At 29.7% G+C, this 17,626-nt stretch carries 14 protein-coding genes; 7 read left to right on the forward strand and 7 right to left on the reverse strand.

Annotation, left to right across the window (positions count from 1 at the left end; genetic code table 11):
* Positions 1-961: 961 nt before the first annotated feature.
* Entirely contained in the window at positions 962-1,921 is a 960-nt protein-coding gene (tilS, locus tag LPC16_RS00195; protein WP_229637306.1) for a tRNA lysidine(34) synthetase TilS, read from the reverse strand.
* A gap of 140 nt (positions 1,922-2,061) precedes the next feature.
* Positions 2,062-3,027 (reverse strand): c-type cytochrome biogenesis protein CcsB, encoded by a 966-nt coding sequence (gene ccsB, locus LPC16_RS00200; protein ID WP_229637307.1) that lies wholly within the window; start codon positions 3,025-3,027, stop codon positions 2,062-2,064.
* 479 nt (positions 3,028-3,506) lie between these two features.
* Between ccsB and ruvB the strand changes: the two genes are divergently transcribed.
* Complete coding sequence (gene ruvB, locus LPC16_RS00205; RefSeq protein WP_229637308.1) at positions 3,507-4,562, forward strand: Holliday junction branch migration DNA helicase RuvB; 1,056 nt, start codon at positions 3,507-3,509, stop codon at positions 4,560-4,562.
* Positions 4,563-4,858: 296 nt separating this feature from the next.
* Here ruvB and LPC16_RS00210 read toward each other — a convergent pair whose 3' ends face one another.
* Entirely contained in the window at positions 4,859-5,794 is a 936-nt protein-coding gene (locus tag LPC16_RS00210; RefSeq protein WP_229637309.1) for a glycosyltransferase family 9 protein, read from the reverse strand.
* A 316-nt stretch (positions 5,795-6,110) separates the two neighbouring features.
* On the opposite strand from LPC16_RS00210, the gene LPC16_RS00215 reads away from it, so the two are divergent.
* Positions 6,111-6,677, forward strand: coding sequence for a nicotinate-nucleotide adenylyltransferase (locus LPC16_RS00215; RefSeq protein WP_229637310.1), 567 nt, complete (start codon positions 6,111-6,113; stop codon positions 6,675-6,677).
* Between the two features lie 178 nt (positions 6,678-6,855).
* On the forward strand, positions 6,856-8,544 hold the full coding sequence (locus tag LPC16_RS00220) for an NAD+ synthase (protein ID WP_229637311.1): 1,689 nt from the start codon (positions 6,856-6,858) through the stop codon (positions 8,542-8,544).
* 136 nt (positions 8,545-8,680) lie between these two features.
* On the opposite strand, the gene LPC16_RS00225 is transcribed toward LPC16_RS00220, so the two are convergent.
* The 3 genes from LPC16_RS00225 to trmD form a co-directional block, all read right to left on the reverse strand.
* Entirely contained in the window at positions 8,681-9,586 is a 906-nt protein-coding gene (locus LPC16_RS00225) for a S66 peptidase family protein (RefSeq protein WP_229637312.1), read from the reverse strand.
* Between the two features lie 174 nt (positions 9,587-9,760).
* A complete protein-coding gene (gene hpnA, locus LPC16_RS00230; RefSeq protein WP_229637313.1) occupies positions 9,761-10,747 on the reverse strand; it encodes a hopanoid-associated sugar epimerase in 987 nt (328 codons plus the stop codon).
* Positions 10,748-10,959: 212 nt separating this feature from the next.
* Positions 10,960-11,655 (reverse strand): tRNA (guanosine(37)-N1)-methyltransferase TrmD, encoded by a 696-nt coding sequence (gene trmD, locus LPC16_RS00235; RefSeq protein WP_229637314.1) that lies wholly within the window; start codon positions 11,653-11,655, stop codon positions 10,960-10,962.
* A 732-nt stretch (positions 11,656-12,387) separates the two neighbouring features.
* Between trmD and clpS the strand changes: the two genes are divergently transcribed.
* From clpS to LPC16_RS00250, 3 genes are all read left to right on the forward strand, one after another.
* Positions 12,388-12,681: an ATP-dependent Clp protease adapter ClpS gene (gene clpS, locus LPC16_RS00240; protein ID WP_040054808.1), complete on the forward strand. Its 294-nt coding sequence runs from the start codon at positions 12,388-12,390 to the stop codon at positions 12,679-12,681.
* Between the two features lie 75 nt (positions 12,682-12,756).
* A complete protein-coding gene (locus LPC16_RS00245; protein WP_229637315.1) occupies positions 12,757-13,581 on the forward strand; it encodes a type II CAAX endopeptidase family protein in 825 nt (274 codons plus the stop codon).
* Between the two features lie 177 nt (positions 13,582-13,758).
* Positions 13,759-16,077, forward strand: a complete 2,319-nt coding sequence (locus LPC16_RS00250) for a heavy metal translocating P-type ATPase (protein ID WP_229637316.1) — start codon at positions 13,759-13,761, stop codon at positions 16,075-16,077.
* A gap of 209 nt (positions 16,078-16,286) precedes the next feature.
* Here LPC16_RS00250 and LPC16_RS00255 read toward each other — a convergent pair whose 3' ends face one another.
* Positions 16,287-16,622: a hypothetical protein gene (locus tag LPC16_RS00255; RefSeq protein WP_229637317.1), complete on the reverse strand. Its 336-nt coding sequence runs from the start codon at positions 16,620-16,622 to the stop codon at positions 16,287-16,289.
* Between the two features lie 49 nt (positions 16,623-16,671).
* Here LPC16_RS00255 and LPC16_RS00260 point away from each other — a divergent pair, with 49 nt between their 5' ends.
* Complete coding sequence (locus tag LPC16_RS00260) at positions 16,672-17,625, forward strand: AAA family ATPase (RefSeq protein ID WP_229637318.1); 954 nt, start codon at positions 16,672-16,674, stop codon at positions 17,623-17,625.
* The last annotated feature ends 1 nt before the right edge of the window (position 17,626 follow it).

The following is a 17,626-nucleotide window of genomic DNA, read 5'->3' on the forward strand; positions in this document are numbered from 1 at the left end:
TTCTAGTTCTAGAGATAGCTGTTTAAGCATTAAGGTCACTTTTTCTTCTATAGATTATAAAATTGCCTTAGAAAACTGTTGATGTTGTGTTGGAGAAATATGTTTCTAAAGCAGACAAGAAATTTATTTTCATAAAGAATAGCTCTTGTTCGAAACTAAGTTTATTGAAAATTAGAAAAATTAATTAGTTAATTTACTTTTCTATATAAATATATCCGGTTTACTATTCTAACAATAGAAGTGACATTCTGAGCTCAGAAGTAAGAAAAATAAAATAGTTATTGATCACAAAGTAGTATATAACTATAAATATTTTTAGATAATTTTTTGAGTCAAAATTTCACATTATTAAAACAAAAAGTCAGTGACTGATGACTAGGAAGAGTACTATCATCTGATATATTTAGAACTCTATTATAATCAATAACAAGGTTTCTATCAAATCTTGTCTAAATATATAAACATAGTGAAGTTCAATATTTTTTTATTAATTCAATAAAAAATCTATCATAAATAGTAAAATGTAATTTATAAATAATGCTATTTATAGTAACAATTTTTCTCTATAAAAAACTTAGAACTGTATATATATAAAGTCAAAAATTAACGTGAATTTTTTAATTTCATGCTTAGATCATTGTTATAATAACTATTATATTTGTCTTAGTTGTTTCAAACTTTATAAAATTGTTATGTATCTGCTAAGTATTCTAAAAAATTAGATTTAGTTTTTTATTTATAGTTGCTATATCGCTAAGCTTTTATGATTTCAAGCAATTTACTAATTTGATTCTTTTTACATATACAAATCTATTTAAATTGAATATTATCAATAGCGCCATTACTAATTAATCAAGTTCACATTATATTTTTTAAAAGTTGATATTTAACTATGTTAAATATCAACTTTTAAATTTACATAAAATAAAAAAGAGCTCCAATTATTATTTATAGGCTAAGATTATTTTTTGATAATGTAATCACCATGAACTTCCAAAACAAATTTAATAGAAAACGAAGACGTTTGTGAACCATGAGGAGAATTGATTAGTTTTATTCCCTCTTCTATTTGCTCAAAATTTGGAGCTCGTAAATTGTTGTATTGTAGAAACATGCGAATAACTCTTCTTTGTAAAGCTAAAGGTATCCGTTTCAATAACTTTTTTTTGAGCTGCGTTTTTTCTTCATTTGTAACTAATTTTAGAATTTTCTGCGCTTCTTTTTCTAAATAATCAGATTCTGCTTTTAAAACTTTAGCTGTTTGGTACAAAGTTTTTTCGACTTGAGGATTAAAATTTAACTTTAAATAAGGTACTAGTTGTTTACGAATCCTGTTACGCACATAGTTAAAGTTGGTGTTAACTTCATCTTCCCAAACCGGTAAGTTAAATTGTTTACAAAAAAATAGTGTTTCAGCACGAGAAATATTTAATAGAGGCCGTACTAAGTTAATTGAGTCTACTAAAGTACGTGTCCATGTTAATACACTTAAACCATGACTTCCTGCACCTCTAATTAAATTGTATATTACTGTTTCAGCTAAATCACTTGAAGTATGACCTGTAACTATTTCGCTAAAATTATTTTCTTTTGCAATTTCCAGCAATGCTTTATAGCGCCATTCCCTCGCTACTGATTCAGTAATTTTTAATATTCGTGTCTGTTTTAAATAAAAATCAATGTTCCAATCTTTAGATATCCTTTTAACATGATCTGAAATACCTATATCGGAAGGCCAACCATGATCACAATGAGCAATAGCAATTTCCCAGTCCCACTTTAGTCGGAGATCCATGATTATTTTAAGCAAGCAGAGTGAATCTTGTCCTCCTGATACTGCAACCAATATACGTTTTCCAGGAGGAAGAATTAAGTTGTTTTGAAGGGTTTTATGTACTTTTGTATGAAGTAATGTCCACATTAAGTGTTCTGTACTCTGCTGAATAAATATATAGAACAAACATAAAAATTATTCGATAATAATTTTCGATATTAGAAATCATACAAAATTAGCTTTTTAGACAAAAAAGATGACACCATTTCTTTAGCCAAAACTTTGTCCTATAAAAACCAACCATAAGAATGTAAACCATTCCCTAAAAGATTTACTCCTAGATAGCATACCCAAACCGCTATAAATCCTCCCGCTGCAAGAATTGCAGGCCTCCTGCCTTGCCAATCTTTAGTGATTCTAGCATGTAAATAAGCAGCAAATACTAGCCAAGTGATCAAAGCCCAAGTTTCTTTTGGATCCCAACTCCAATAAGAACCCCAAGCTTCATTAGCCCATACAGCTCCAGCAATTATGCCAATAGTTAATAGTGGAAAACCTAGACCGATGATTCGATAGCTAAGATTATCCAATTTATCTGCTAAGTTAAGATGTTGAGGGGAAAGGTTATTTTTTGTTATAAATGCATCATTCGTATTTAAAAGGATTTCTTTTTCATGATTTTTGGGAAATTCCTTTAACGAACTATTTCGGTAGCTTCCTGTTCCAACAGAACTGCCACGAAGACTAATATCTTGATCTCTAGTAATAATTAAAAAAGCAATAGCCATGACGGAACCTACCATCAAAGCAGAGTAACTCAACATCATAACACTGACATGCATCATCAACCAATTCGACTTAAGAGCAGGGACGAGAGGAGATGAAACCCTCATATCTGAAGGTAGAGATATTGTGGCAAAAGCAGTAATTGCCATAGCTATAGGTGTTGTAACAGCTCCTATTAAAGATATACCAACCATTGATTCAACTATTAAATAAGTAGTTGTAATACCCCAAGCTAAGAAAAATAGTGATTCATACAAATTACTCAAGGGGAAATACCCTCCTTCTAGCCACCTTGCTCCCAATAAAGTTGCTATTAATAAATTTGCTATTATTCCTCCAGTAGTTCCTAAAGTAGGAAACCATGTCAAACTAGGAAAAGCTGTTCCTATCCAGTAAATTAGCATTGTTAGTAACAAAACAAAAAACGATGCATTATCTAAAAAATTTTCTAGGATTACTAAGTCCATAAACTATTTAATCTCCAACATCTTACTAGCTTATTTTCCTATTTTATTGTAGATTATCAATATTTTTCTATATGGCAAAAATCTCAAGTTATTCAGCTAAATATTAATATAATTATTGATTTATACTTCCATCTTAATACATAAAACTTTAACTGAATCAATAAGAGTTTATTATTTTTTGTTTTCCTAAGACTAATGCATATGAGATATCAACATGTATTTTTTTAGACCTCATTATAAAATTTTCTATTACCAATTATTAGTACTGGTTAAATTTTAAATCATCTAGATATGAAAAAAGCGATGTTAACACTCTTATATTTTTAAATAACTTTTAAAATATAGATTCAATCTTTTTTTAAGAATAATTTTTATCCTAAAATATAATTTGCTAGGTATTAATGTTGTCAAAAATATTGGATTTTTTAGCTTTTATGCAAAAGTAGTATTATAGATAGTAGTCTAGAAGTGCTAAATTAATGATCATCAAACGTAGCAAAAAGTCTCAGAACAGACCTGATGATACTTCTTTGAAAGAACATAAAAGAGATCCGGTAGACATTCAAAAAAAAGAAAAAGATTACTTTATAAATGATATTCGCCCAGGTTCTTTTAAAGAGTATGTTGGGCAAAAAGATTTAAAAAAGATATTAGATATTGTTATTAAAGCCGCTAAATTACGAAATGAGCCAATCGATCATTTACTTTTATATGGACCGCCTGGACTGGGTAAGACAACTATATCTTTGATATTAGCATCAGAAATGGGAGTTGATTGCAAGATAACTTCTGCACCGTCTTTAGAAAAGCCAAAAGATATAATCGGACTTTTAGTAAAACTGAAGCCTGGAGATGTTTTATTTCTTGACGAAATTCATCGGCTCAACCATTTAGCTGAAGAATTATTGTATCTAGCAATGGAAGATTATCGTCTTGATATTACAATTGGCAAAGGACAATCAACCAAGATAAGTAGTATCTCATTGCCAAAATTTACACTAATAGGAGCTACTACAAAAATTGGCAATGTATCTTTTCCTTTACGGGATCGTTTTGGACTGGTACAGCGTCTAAAATATTATGAGTATCATGAGTTGATTTTGATTATTAAGCGTAGTGCCATAGTTTTGCAAACTTCTATTACTCATGAGGGAGCAATTGAAATTGCTATTCGTTCTAGAGGAACTCCTAGAATTGCTAACCGATTATTAAGAAGAATTCGTGATTATATACAAGTTAAACGAATGAATCTTATTACTAAAGATTTAGCTATAGAAGCTTTAGACCTATATAAAATAGACTCCAAAGGATTAAATTGGACTGATCATTTGATCTTAGAAACTATGATCTTTCAATTTAATGGAGGCCCTGTTGGTTTAGAAGCCATTGCAGCATCTACTGGAGAAGATATCAAAACTATTGAACAGGTTTATGAACCATATTTACTACAAATTGGCTATGTAAACCGTACACCCAGGGGAAGAGTCGTTACAGAAGCAGCATATAAATATATAGAGACAATAAAGAAAGGGTAAATATTTACAAAAAAGTTATGTTTTAATTAGTATTTACTATTTCATTCCGGTTGAAAAATAGTTCTACAGTTTATCAATCGCCTCTTTCAAGATTTAATTAAGTCATATTATCTTTCTCTTTTATCTATAGAGGAAAGATAATACAACCTAGTAAAAGTGACAATCTTAAAAGATAGGAAAAGTATATTTCGTGAAATTGTTATATTGGTTTATTAAAGTTGATATTTAATCTTAATAAAATACATAGTAAGTAGTATTTACCCAAAACTTATGTCTAACCAAACAGTTTTTAACAATTAACCATGCCATATTTTTTCCAATATTACTGATGAATGAATATCAGCTAATTTATTGCTGGGAGATTCGATTGTAATACAACGATTATGATTTGTAGGAATTTTTTGATTAGGATTAGTATCTGCAAATAATGCTATTGTGTATGTTCCTACAGCTATACTTAATTGTAATGGGACACTATCAGTACAAACTAAAAGGTTAGCTCCAGCAATGATTGCAGAAAGTTTGCCTAAATTATTAGGATTGATTGTTTTAAGATGTTTACAATTGTTTAATATAGGCTTTGTCCATGCTTCATCTATACTGCTTTGTAATAAAATTACTGACAAGGAAGGTTCTTTTTCATAAATTGTATTAATAATGTCTATCCAACTAGATGTTGGATAGACATTATTAATACCTCCATGTATCACGATATAACCGTTTTCTGCTACTTCTAAACGTTGTAATTCTTTCTCAGCCCAGCTTATATCATCCGTTGGGACAGCTATTTTTATGGAAGGACAAGGAGATTGAATATTTAAATTTAAAAGTAAATCATGATATGTTTTTGCAGCATATTGTTCTTTATCTTGAATGATTGAATGTGACAGTAACCATGACGTTTGTGTCTTGTAACCAATACGCCAAGGAATACTATTCGACCACAGTAATAATTCCAGAATCCAGTTTTTTTCAGCAGTTATAGCAATGTCATACCCTTTATCACGAATTACTCCAATTAAATTGAGATAGTCAGCAGATGTGTGACGGTCTTGGTAATCAAAAACAAGAATCTCATTTATATAGGGACATATTCGATAAGCAGATTTTGCCGATGGTTCTACTAGAACGTCAATAAGTGCATTAGGATATTTAATTTTAAGACTTTCTAGAGTTGGGAAAAATAAAAGTTGCTCATTTATTCCGCCAGGAACTAAAGATAATATTCGCATAGTTTACGTCTAAATTATTGTGTTTATCCATCTAGATTACGACATAACAGTTCAACTTTAATAAAAAAGTTTTAAAAGTTTCCTTAATACCAAGAAATAAATTTCAATAAGATTGAGAGAAAATATTTTTATATTAATTTTTTGAAGCCTACGCATCACTTCCCTAAACAAATAATGACAATTAAAATTAATATAATATTCATAGAATAAAGTTTATTTTTAGTAATTGTTTTTATATGAAATTTAAATATTTTTAAAATATAGAAATTATTGAATAATTTTTTAGATGTTTAGTTTTGCTTTAAAGTTGAACAATATGAACAAAATTGCCTTATTTGGAACAAGTGCAGATCCTCCTACTACTGGACATCAGTTAATTATTTCATGGTTATCATTTCATTACGATAAAGTAGGAATTTGGGCTTCTAATAATCCTTTCAAAAAGCATCAAACCTCTTTGTCTCATCGAACAACAATGCTTAGATTGCTAATTGAAAATATGCATCCATCTCGTTGTAATATTCATCTTTCAAAAAATTTAAGTCATCACAGAAGTCTTGTAAGTATCGCTAGGGCTAAGAATATTTGGGAAAGGCAAGCAGATTATACTCTAGTAATTGGTTCAGATCTGGTGAAACAAATTCGTCAATGGTATCGTATCGAAAAATTATTTTCCGAAGTCTCTATTTTAATAGTTCTTCGCTCTGGTTACGTAATTGATAAGTTAGATTTACAAACATTAGTTAGTTTAGGAGGAAGATGTCAAGTTGTTGACTTAAATGCTCCTGGTTTCTCTTCTACTACTTATCGAAAATATGGAGATCGAAATGTACTAACTAAATCTATTCAAGATTACATTGCCCAAGAGCAATTATATATATGATATGTAGAAAATATAGATAAATGACTTTTATAAATTATAAAAAAACTATATTTTTAATTACAAATATTTAAAAGATAGAATGGTGAAGTTCGTTTAATAGTAAACAAGATAATATTAGAATTATATTTGATATAAAATATTTAGTTATTTATAAGACTAACGTTTAAATCAACCAACTATGAAAATTTTAATCGCTCAGCTAAACCCTGTTGTTGGTAACTTAAAATATAATGCTGATAATATTTATAAATCAGCTATTTTAGCAAAACAAAGAGAAGTTCAGTTATTATTAACTCCAGAACTTTCCCTATGTGGTTACCCTCCAAAAGACTTGGTATTAAGTTCTACTTTTATTGAAAATTCATGGTTAGAATTACAGAAATTAGCAAAAAGAATACCAAAAAAACTAGCAATTTTAGTTGGTATTGTTACTAAAAATTATTACTCAGATATTAAGGGAGAAAAGCCACTATTTAATAGTGTTGTTTTACTTCAAAACAATACTATTAAACAAATTTTTCATAAACGCCTTTTACCAAATTATGATGTATTTGATGAAAAACGTTATTTTGAGTCGGGGAAAACAAGTAACTTTTTTGAACTACCATCTTCTTCACAAGAAAATCAATTTTCTAGAATTGGAGTAACAATATGTGAAGATTTATGGAATGATCAAATTTTTTGGGGACAGCGAAACTATAAGAATAATCCTATTGAAGATTTAGTTAAATATAAAGTCGACTTTATTGTTAATTTATCAGCTTCTCCATACATTATTCGTAAGCAAAAAGTTAGAGAATCTATGTTAAAACATAGTTCAAGACTATATCAGGTACCTATTGTTTATGTTAATCAAGTTGGGGGTAACGATGATTTAATTTTTGATGGATATAGTTGTGCCACTAATAAAAAAGGAGAAATTATTCTATGTACTAAAGGATTTCAGGTACGTACAGAAATTATTGAATACAGCCACATAACCAGAGACCTTAAAGTAAGCTTCAATAAGAATTCCAACATAACAAAAGAAGAAGAAATTTGGTCAGCACTAGTATTAGGATTGAGAGATTATGCAATAAAGTGTGGATTTTCTAAAGTAGTTTTAGGTTTAAGTGGAGGTATCGATTCATCGCTAGTTGCTTCAATAGCAGCTGAATCTTTAGGTCCAAAAAATGTTCTAGGGATACTAATGCCTTCTCCCCATAGTTCACAGCACTCAATTACTGATGCAAGACATTTGGCTAATAATTTAGGCATTAATAGTTATATGATTCCTATTAATAATATTATGTTGGCATATGATTTCTCATTAAACTCACTATTTAAAACAGTAGAAATTGGAATTGCTGAAGAAAATTTACAGTCGAGAATTAGAGGAAATATATTAATGGCAATTGCCAACAAATTTGGACATTTACTACTTTCAACAGGTAATAAATCTGAAATATCTATAGGATACTGTACTCTATATGGAGACATGAATGGTGGTATAGGCGTTATTGCAGATGTTGCGAAAACCCAGGTTTTTTCTCTTTGTAATTGGCTTAATAGATTCCAAGAAATTATTCCCAACAATATCCTTATTAAACCTCCAAGTGCTGAGTTAAAACCTAACCAGATAGATCAAGATTCCCTACCTCCTTATAATATTTTGGATGATTTACTAAATAGATTTATAAATCATCATCAATCTATTGAAGAAATACAGAAGGTGGGTTTTGACTATGATTTACTATATAAAATAGCAAAGCTAATCATTCGCGCTGAATTTAAGAGGAAACAGGCTCCCCCAGGATTAAAAATTACAAACCAGGCTTTTGGTACTGGATGGAGAATGCCTATTGCAAGCCATTTTGAACTGAACTAGCATTACAACAACATTCATTTTATCATTCAAACTTAATAGAATTTTAAAACAACACTGAATTATTACAGAGTACATAGTTCATATGTATGCAATATTTAAAACATCATATAAAGTTGATTTTTTTGACCTTATTAAATTAGTGAGTAATAAAATCAAGATATCCTTGGTCGCCGTTTATAATGACATTAATTCCTACTGGCAAAATGGCATTGACTTTACCATGTCCAAAAGGCAAATTTGAGATAATTGGAATATTAAGATCTGATAAACGATCTCGTAACACTTCTTCTACAGTCCAAGAAGGGTTTTTAGAAAAAGTATTACATTGATTAAAGCTTCCTAATACAATTCCATGAACTTTATGAAATATTCCCATTAGTCTCCATTGTGTTAATATTCTATCAATTTTGTAAGGATCCTCTCCAATATCTTCTAATGCTAAAATAGTTCCCTTAAGGGAAGGCTGTAGTGGAGTTCCTAATAAATGAGTAGCTACAGTCAAATTAGCTGGTAATAATATTCCTTGGTTGATACCACCACCCCAACCTTCACCTTTTAAACTCGGTAATTTAAAACCTTGAATATAACTAAAGAATCGTTCGATAGACCAATTAGGTTCATCACATAATGTAGTTAACACAGGACCATGAATACTTCGAATCTTTATACTAGCTAATTTCCATAGTAAGACTGTAATGTCTGAAAAACCAATAATCCATTTAGGATATTTTGTAAGTAGAATACTTAATTGTTTTTGCTCAAACAATCTAATAGAACCATAACCTCCTCGAAGTGGAATAATTGCCTTACATTTTGGATTTTGTAAAGCTTCTAACAAATCACTAATACGCTGATTATCTGTACCCGCTAAGTACCCGTGACATGCGTTCCAGTTTTTACTGAGGACCATATTGTATCCTTTCGAATGCCAAATTTCTATACCCTTTTCTAAATTAGATAATTCTATAAAAGGCCCACTTGGAGCAATAATTTGTACAGTATCTCCAGGCTTAAGAAAAGATGGGGTTTGAAAAAGATCCATAAATATTGTTAATTCTACATTTTTTTAATAAGGTTAGCGTCGAAAAGTTACTATTTCATATCTAAAGAATATATTCATAGATAAACTATATATAGTTAAAATATATCAATGTTTTACTAGAGAAAAATTAAGAAATATTTTTTATTACTAGAAAATCAATAGCTATGGCATAGTTTATATATATCCATTATTTACAAACCAATCTATAGCATCCTGAAGTGAATCCCTAATAGGTCTATAAGATATGTTTAATTCATTAATAGCTTTAGAAGAATCATAATACATAGGCTTTTTAGACATTCTAACTCCATCTAAAGGAATTCCTGGTTTTTTCCCAAGAGGAGACAAGACATATTCTTCCATCCAGGCAAATGTTAGAGGTAACCATATAGGTAATGTTCTTTCAGGGGCTTCTAATCCAGTAAGTAAGGATAATTCATCCAATAAAGCTTTTAAACTAAGATTTTTATTTCCCAAAATATACCTTTGCCCTGTTTTTCCTTTTTCTAAAGCTAAAATATGTCCATGAGCTACATCTCGAACATCAATTAAGTTTAAACCTGTATTCACATATGCAGGCATTTTACGACGTAAAAATCTTAAAATAATTTCTCCAGTTGGAGTGGGCTTAATATCGAATGGGCCAATTGGAGTACTAGGGTTTAGCAGAACAATATCTTGACCATCTTTTATAGCTCTATATACTTCTTGTTCTGCCCAATATTTAGATTTTTTGTAATGTCCAATTATTTTATCTACAGGAGCTTGATAATTTTCATTTACAATTTCTCCTGTTTCTTTTACTCCGATAGCAGCAACAGAACTAGTATAAATAATACGTTCAACGTTAGCTTGTTTTGCTGCTTTCAAAATTGAACGAGTTCCAAGTACGTTACTGTTGTAAAGTTGATTCTTATCTATTTGATAAAGAGAATAATAGGCAGCGACATGGAATAAAATTTTATATCCTCTCATTTTTTCTGCTAAGTTGGTATCATTAAGGTCACCAAAAACAATATCAACATCCAAATTTTTTAAATTATTTAAATTGCTATAATTACGAGCTAAAACACGGACTTGATAATTTTTTTGTATCAAAAGCCTAACAAGATTTGCGCCTACAAAGCCGGTACCACCCGTAACAAATACTTTAATAGCCATAATTTTATAAAAAATAAACGATTTACTTTACAAAGTATAGTATCTATTTATTAATATCTTTTAAAACTACAATCATCTTCTGATTTTAGTTTTAAACTATATAACTATCTGTTGTTTTTTTGTACTAATTAATTAGTATTTTAAATAAAAAACAATAATCTTTTTGCAACCTTATAAAACATCACACCAGCTAAAATATGGATAAATTAATGCTAGTGTTTTTCAGAATTTAACCATTGCTCTAGAAGATCAGGACGACGTTTTTGAGTACGTTGTATCTGTTGTTCTCTTCTCCATTTCGTAATAAGCTTATGATTTCCAGACCTCAATATGTCAGGGACATGCATATTTTTAAAAACAGGAGGATGAGTATATTGAGGATAATCTAATAAGCTACTATTGAAACTTTCAGTTTTTAACGATTCTGATTTTCCTACAGTTCCAGGTAATAGACGAACTACCCCATTAATTAACGTTAATGCTGGAATTTCTCCACCAGTAAGTACAAAATCACCCAGTGAGATCTCTTGATTGGCCAAAAAACGAATTCTTTCATCAAAGCCTTCATAATGTCCACAAATCAAAATAAGTTGTTCATAATTGGTTACTAAAGTTTGTAAAATATCTTGAGTCAATGGAGAACCCTGAGGAGATAAAAGAATTGTAGATCTTCTAGGCAAAACTTGTAAAGAATTAACTGCTGCAAATATTGGTTCAGGTTTTAACAGCATTCCTACACCACCTCCATAGGGTTTATCATCAACTTTACGATAGTTATCAGTAGTAAATTGACGAGGATCAACTAAATTAACTGTTGCAATGTTTCTACTCAGTGCTTTTCCAATAAGCCCAGATTGCAATCCAGATATAAAGAAGTTAGGGAATAAGGTAACAACATCAAACTTCATAAATAGCCTAAAAACTAAAAGTAGTATTTAATTTACTGAACTTAGTTTAGTATAGTTTGTATGTAGTTGAAATATAAAAAATATAGATTGGTTTTAGAATATATATTATTTGTATGGAAATTATTTTAATCTATCTATTCTTCAATTTTAGTGGAATACTTCTATAAAAGATAGTGATATTTTTATTGGATTCAGTTATTTTTTCCTGAATAAAAAAGTTAATACATATTTATTAGAAAACTTATACAAAACTATAATAATTCTCTTCTCGTAAAACTATCACAACTATACTGGTTATATGTACATCAATCCTTTTGAAGTATCGCTTGGTATTTTTTATATGAAAATAGTATAGAAAAACAGTGTATATTTTCATAGAGGCTACAAGATGCCTTATCAAAGTTGTATCACAATAAACAAATCATAAAATATATTTGTAATTTTCTTTAAGATAATGATTTTAGATATACAAAAATATTTTTTTGCTTTTACATGTATGGAATGTATAATTTACCCTATTAACTATTTAACTTTAAATATAGCTTACAAAGAAAAAATAATTCTTATTTTTTCTTTGTAAGCTATAATAGCGGAGTGATTTTTTATATTCTGCTATTTCAAAAATATAAAAACCTAGGGTTTGATAGATGACTTTTAGAATCTAAATTCATTTACCAAATTAAGAATAATTTATATCAAATACTACATGATAGGATCGTAGAGGGGCAATCTATGGTAACAAATGTAATAGAGAAAATATCTTTAAATACTTCCACTATTCAAAAACCGGTTCCTAGATATAAGGTTTTACTTCATAATGATGATTTTAATCCTATGGACTATGTGGTCCAAATCTTAATGCAAACGATATCTGGAATAACTCGACCCCAAGCTGCTGAAATAATGATGGAAGCTCATATGAATGGGACTGCCCTAGTTATTACTTGTGCTTTTGAACCAGCCGAATTCTATTGTGAGACCTTAAAAAATCATGGTTTAATTAGCACAATAGAACCAGATCTATAAAAGATAAGAGAATTTGCTTAAATATCTTCTAGGATATATCTAGTTCCTTTAACACCTGAATCTAACTATAAACAATTGAAATTTAACTACTCTATAGTTTCTAATTACCCAGCACCCTTAAGATTGGGAGTTTTTATTGTCTTACTGTTGTTTCTTTGGTTACCTACTGCAATTCCATCATTTTTTTTATTTAAATATGATTTAAATTTAAGAACAATAATTACAATGGGTCTATTGTATATAAACTTTATTATTCTCCTTTTTTTTTGGAATAGTAAGGTTCATAAAGTAAATAATTGGTGGAAACTATATGGATTAATCTTTACAAAAAAAAATGTAGTAGAGCTATTTAACGGGTTAACTGTTGGTATCTTTTTTACTTTTGGATTATTTATTGTAGAAATGATTTTAGGATGGGTCGTCTTTATTAGACCATCACAGAATTTATTTTTACTGGTATTAGAAGGTTTACTAAGTGCTTTTGGAATTGCCTTTGCAGAAGAATTGTTTTTCAGAGGATGGTTATTAGAAGAATTAAGGATCAATTATTCTTACCGAGCTATCCTGATATCTAATAGTCTTATTTTTGCAACTTTACACTTTTTAAAGCCTTTGCAGGAAATTATTAGAACTTTTCCTCAGTTTCCTGCCTTATTTTTGTTAGGTATTATTTTAGTAGAAGCTAAAACAATACATAACAACAGATTAGGAATTTGCATTGGAATCCATGGAGGTTTGGTTTGGGGATATTACATATTGAATGTGGGAAAAATCATAAAATATACTGATAAAGCTTCTTCAATCTTCACGGGAATCGATAATAATCCGATTGCAGGAATTATGGGAATAATAGGATTGTTAGCGTTATTTTTTTTGATGAAATATAAGAAACAATATTAGAATTTTGTAGATTATGTACTAGGTATTCTCAGTCGATTTATTTTTTTAATATGTTTAAAGATAAATTAAAAAAATACAGATTTTAGAACTTTTCATTTTTTAATTTTTATTAATGTAATAAGATTAGAATAAACATTATCAACTTAATTTTGCAAGCTTATAATCAGTTAATAGAATATGACCTCTCTTCTTCAAGAATCAAAAGAAAACATATCTTCATCTCTCTTAAAAACAATAACTCTTGATGTAGCAGGTATGAAATGTGCTAGCTGTGTTAAAGCTGTAGAAAAAAAACTCTTAGAACAGCCTGGAGTAATTTCTGCTCAAGTTAACTTAATTACTGAAGTTGCTGTTGTTGAATATAATACTGAAGCTGTACAATCATCATCTTTAACTGAGAAATTGACAATAATAGGTTTTCCATCTAGTGTTCGTACTTCACAAAATCTTACCATTCAACAAAGAAAACTTAAAAGTAATCAGCACCAGCAAAAAGAAGAAACACAACAAAAAATTAATCTTTCTATTGCTACTATTTTGATTTTCATCTCTAGCCTAGGTCATCTAACATATATAGGTGGACCAGATTTTTTTATATTAAATGACTTAAGATTTCATTGGGTTTTAGCTACTATAGCAATTGTCATTCCAGGATTTGATATTTTTCTTGATGGCTGGCGTGGATTAGTTAACGGAATAGCCAATATGAATACTTTGGTTGGATTGGGAACTTTTAGTGCATACTCAATTAGTTGTGTTGCATTAATATTTCCTGATCTAGGTTGGGAATGTTTCTTTGATGAGCCAGTGATGTTATTAGGATTTATTTTACTAGGTCGTATTTTAGAAAAGCGGGCCAAAAACCGTGCTTCGTCAGCCATAGAGTCCTTAATTGAATTACAACCCGCATTAGCCCGTCTAAGTAGTGATCCGTTTTCAGAAAATCAGTCTAGTATAGAAATTCCTGTTGAGCAAGTTCGTTTGGGAGAATATATAAAAATATTACCCGGTGATAAGATTCCTGTAGATGGAAGGATTATTACTGGAGAAACTACTATTGATGAATCACTAGTCACTGGAGAATCGATGCCTGTAGTAAAAAAAACAGGCGAAGAAGTATTCGTAGGTACATTAAATCATTCGGGTTTAATCATTATTGAAACAACTCGCATTGGTAAAAACACAACTTTAGCTCAAATAATTTCTTCAGTCGAAAACGCCCAAATATCAAAAGCCCCTATTCAAAAACTAACTGATACTATAGCCGGATATTTTGCATATGGAATAATGTTTCTTTCAGTTTCAATATTTATATTCTGGTTAAATATAGGAACAGCTTGGTACCCTCAAGTGTTGAATACGAGTCATCATAGTACTCCATTTTTATTAAGTTTAAAACTAGCAATTTCGGTCTTAGTTGTTGCATGTCCTTGTGCCTTAGGATTGGCAACACCTATGGCTATATTAGTAGGAACAGGCATAGGAGCTAAAAAAGGAATATTGATTAAAAGTGGAGATATTCTAGAAAAAGTTCCTCAACTACATGGAATAGTATTTGATAAAACTGGTACTCTTACTACTGGTCATCCTGTTGTGACTAATTATAAATCTTTTGGTCTTCTTAGTCCTCAGTATTTATTGCAATTAGCTGCTACGGTAGAAAGTGGAACTAATCATCCACTAGGTCTAGCAATTATAGGAGAAGCTGATAAGCAGAATTTGCCCCTATTAAAAGCAGAAGATTTCTATACAAAAATTGGATCAGGAGTTACTGCTAAAATTCAGGGGAAAGATGTTTGGTTAGGTAATAAAAGCTGGTTAGTAGATAATGAATTTAACTTTGATTCAAGCTCTTACCATGCAGAATCATTAGCTGAAAAAGCGGAAACTATTATTTATGTAGGTATAAATAAATCTATAGAAGGTTTTTTAACTTTAAAAGATACATTACGATTAGATGCAAAAGAAACTATTTTAGAACTAAAAAAGCAAGGACTAGAGGTCATTTTATTAACTGGAGACAATCCAAAAGTTGCTGCAGCAATTGCAACTGAATTAGGAATTAGTAAGTTTTTTGCTCAGATTACTCCCAATAATAAAGCTACTATAATTAAGGATCTACAAAAGAAAGGAAGAATAGCAATGGTAGGAGATGGTATTAATGATGCACCAGCTCTAGCTCAGGCAGATATAGGAATTTCTTTGCAAGGATCTACTCAAATAGCTCTTGAGAGTTCTGATATTGTCTTGATGAGTGGACGTATTTGGGATATTACGACAGCTATAAATCTTAGCTTAGCAACATTTACAAAAATTCGTCAAAATCTTTTATGGGCTTTTGGATATAACACTCTATCTATTCCTCTTGCAGGGGGAATCTTATTACCTAGCTTAGGCTTTACTATTAACCCTGTAATTGCTGCAGCTTTAATGGCTTCCAGTTCTATAATAGTAGTAATAAATTCTTTATCTCTTCGTTATCAGTTTCGTGAATAGATTAAATACTTTCGTTCATTATATTTATATGAATGATTACCCTCAAAATGTATTGCAAGCAAGACAAACCTAACTAATATATTTTGACTGTTATTTTAATATTAATAATCAACTAAAAAAAATATTATTTTACATTACTAATCTTGCTAAATTAAACATCTTGATTTGTTTATTTTCAAACAAGTATCAATTCAATAAATCTAAACTAATTAGGTAGCTAAATGAAACTTTTGGTTCTTATTAAGAATAGTTTGTATTTGTTGAAATCTTTGGTAACAATGATTGTTGGGATTTAACGGTAGCTCGTCATTTTTTACAATAAAGTTTATAGGTATGTAATTTTTTTTTGACGCAGTACTTTCAATAAAAATTTCGATGCTCACTAACTTTGAAAAAAAGACTTGATCTATGTTTTCTTTCGCTAATAAATAATCATTAGCTTCATAGATAATATAAAAATTACAAGACCTTAATATTTGATCTAATAATGTTGAGACTTCCTTTAAAGTAGTTGAAACAAAAAAAGTACATGTATAACGAGCCATAAAATCATTCCTAATCTTTCTACTATTCAGATACGAGTATTTTATTCCTATGGATCATTTTCAACAGCTAATAGGCCAACCACAGAGCGTCACTTTATTGAAACAAATAATTATCAAAAACCATATTGCTCCTGCTTACCTTTTTTCGGGTCCAATAGGTGTAGGACGCAAACTAGCTGCAGAATGTTTCTGTAAATCATTATTCTCACATTCAAAGGTATTACAAGAAAGCCAGTTAACTTTTGAACAGAGAATTGTTAATGGTAATCACCCAGATCTATATTGGATAGAACCAACTTACCAACATCAAAAGAAATTATTTACTGTAAAGCAAGCTCGAGAATATGGTTTAAAAAGAAATTCACCTCCTCAGATACGTGTAGATCAAATTCGGAATATTGCTAATTTTTTAAGTCACTTACCTTTAGAAAGCATTCGCTCTATTGTAATAATAGAAGAAGCAGAGCTAATGACTGAAGCTGCATCTAATGGATTGCTAAAAACTTTAGAGGAAGCTAAATTGGCAACATTAATTTTGATCTCTTCTAATCCAAGTTTATTACTACCAACCCTAGTATCTCGCTGCCAAATAATTCCTTTTTATAATCTATCAGAACATAGTCTAAAAGAAGTTCTAAGTAAGTTGAACTACGAAAATATAATAAATGAAGAAGAGATAATAAAGCTTAGTCAAGGAAGCCCCGGCAAGGCAATCAGTTATTGGGATAAATTACAACTTATTCCTTCTGAACTTAAAAACACTTTAAAACAGATACCTCTAGGCGACTTAAATTCTTTAGAGTTATCAAATAAAATAAATATGGAATTAGATAATTCAACTCAATTATTTCTAATTGATTATCTTCAATATTTTTATTGGGAAAAATTTAGGAATAGAAACTTACTAGAGTTATTAGAGCTGGCAAAATATCAGCTTCTTAATTATTTAAACTCAAGATTAGTTTGGGATCTTTTATTAATGAAAATAAGTAATGTTTTATAAT

This window comes from cyanobacterium endosymbiont of Braarudosphaera bigelowii, assembly GCF_020885515.1.
Lineage (GTDB): Bacteria > Cyanobacteriota > Cyanobacteriia > Cyanobacteriales > Microcystaceae > Atelocyanobacterium > Atelocyanobacterium thalassa_A.

What these genes read in the sequence shown, in the direction of transcription:
- ccsB (WP_229637307.1), bottom strand. Translation starts at nt 3,027, where the DNA reads ATGGACTTAGTAATCCTAGAAAATTTTTTAGATAATGCATCGTTTTTT.
- tilS (WP_229637306.1), bottom strand. Translation starts at nt 1,921, where the DNA reads ATGTGGACATTACTTCATACAAAAGTACATAAAACCCTTCAAAACAAC.
- LPC16_RS00225 (WP_229637312.1), bottom strand. Translation starts at nt 9,586, where the DNA reads ATGGATCTTTTTCAAACCCCATCTTTTCTTAAGCCTGGAGATACTGTA.
- hpnA (WP_229637313.1), bottom strand. Translation starts at nt 10,747, where the DNA reads ATGGCTATTAAAGTATTTGTTACGGGTGGTACCGGCTTTGTAGGCGCA.
- clpS (WP_040054808.1), top strand. Translation starts at nt 12,388, where the DNA reads ATGGTAACAAATGTAATAGAGAAAATATCTTTAAATACTTCCACTATT.
- trmD (WP_229637314.1), bottom strand. Translation starts at nt 11,655, where the DNA reads ATGAAGTTTGATGTTGTTACCTTATTCCCTAACTTCTTTATATCTGGA.
- LPC16_RS00250 (WP_229637316.1), top strand. Translation starts at nt 13,759, where the DNA reads ATGACCTCTCTTCTTCAAGAATCAAAAGAAAACATATCTTCATCTCTC.
- LPC16_RS00255 (WP_229637317.1), bottom strand. Translation starts at nt 16,622, where the DNA reads ATGGCTCGTTATACATGTACTTTTTTTGTTTCAACTACTTTAAAGGAA.
- LPC16_RS00210 (WP_229637309.1), bottom strand. Translation starts at nt 5,794, where the DNA reads ATGCGAATATTATCTTTAGTTCCTGGCGGAATAAATGAGCAACTTTTA.
- LPC16_RS00220 (WP_229637311.1), top strand. Translation starts at nt 6,856, where the DNA reads ATGAAAATTTTAATCGCTCAGCTAAACCCTGTTGTTGGTAACTTAAAA.
- LPC16_RS00215 (WP_229637310.1), top strand. Translation starts at nt 6,111, where the DNA reads ATGAACAAAATTGCCTTATTTGGAACAAGTGCAGATCCTCCTACTACT.
- ruvB (WP_229637308.1), top strand. Translation starts at nt 3,507, where the DNA reads ATGATCATCAAACGTAGCAAAAAGTCTCAGAACAGACCTGATGATACT.
- LPC16_RS00260 (WP_229637318.1), top strand. Translation starts at nt 16,672, where the DNA reads ATGGATCATTTTCAACAGCTAATAGGCCAACCACAGAGCGTCACTTTA.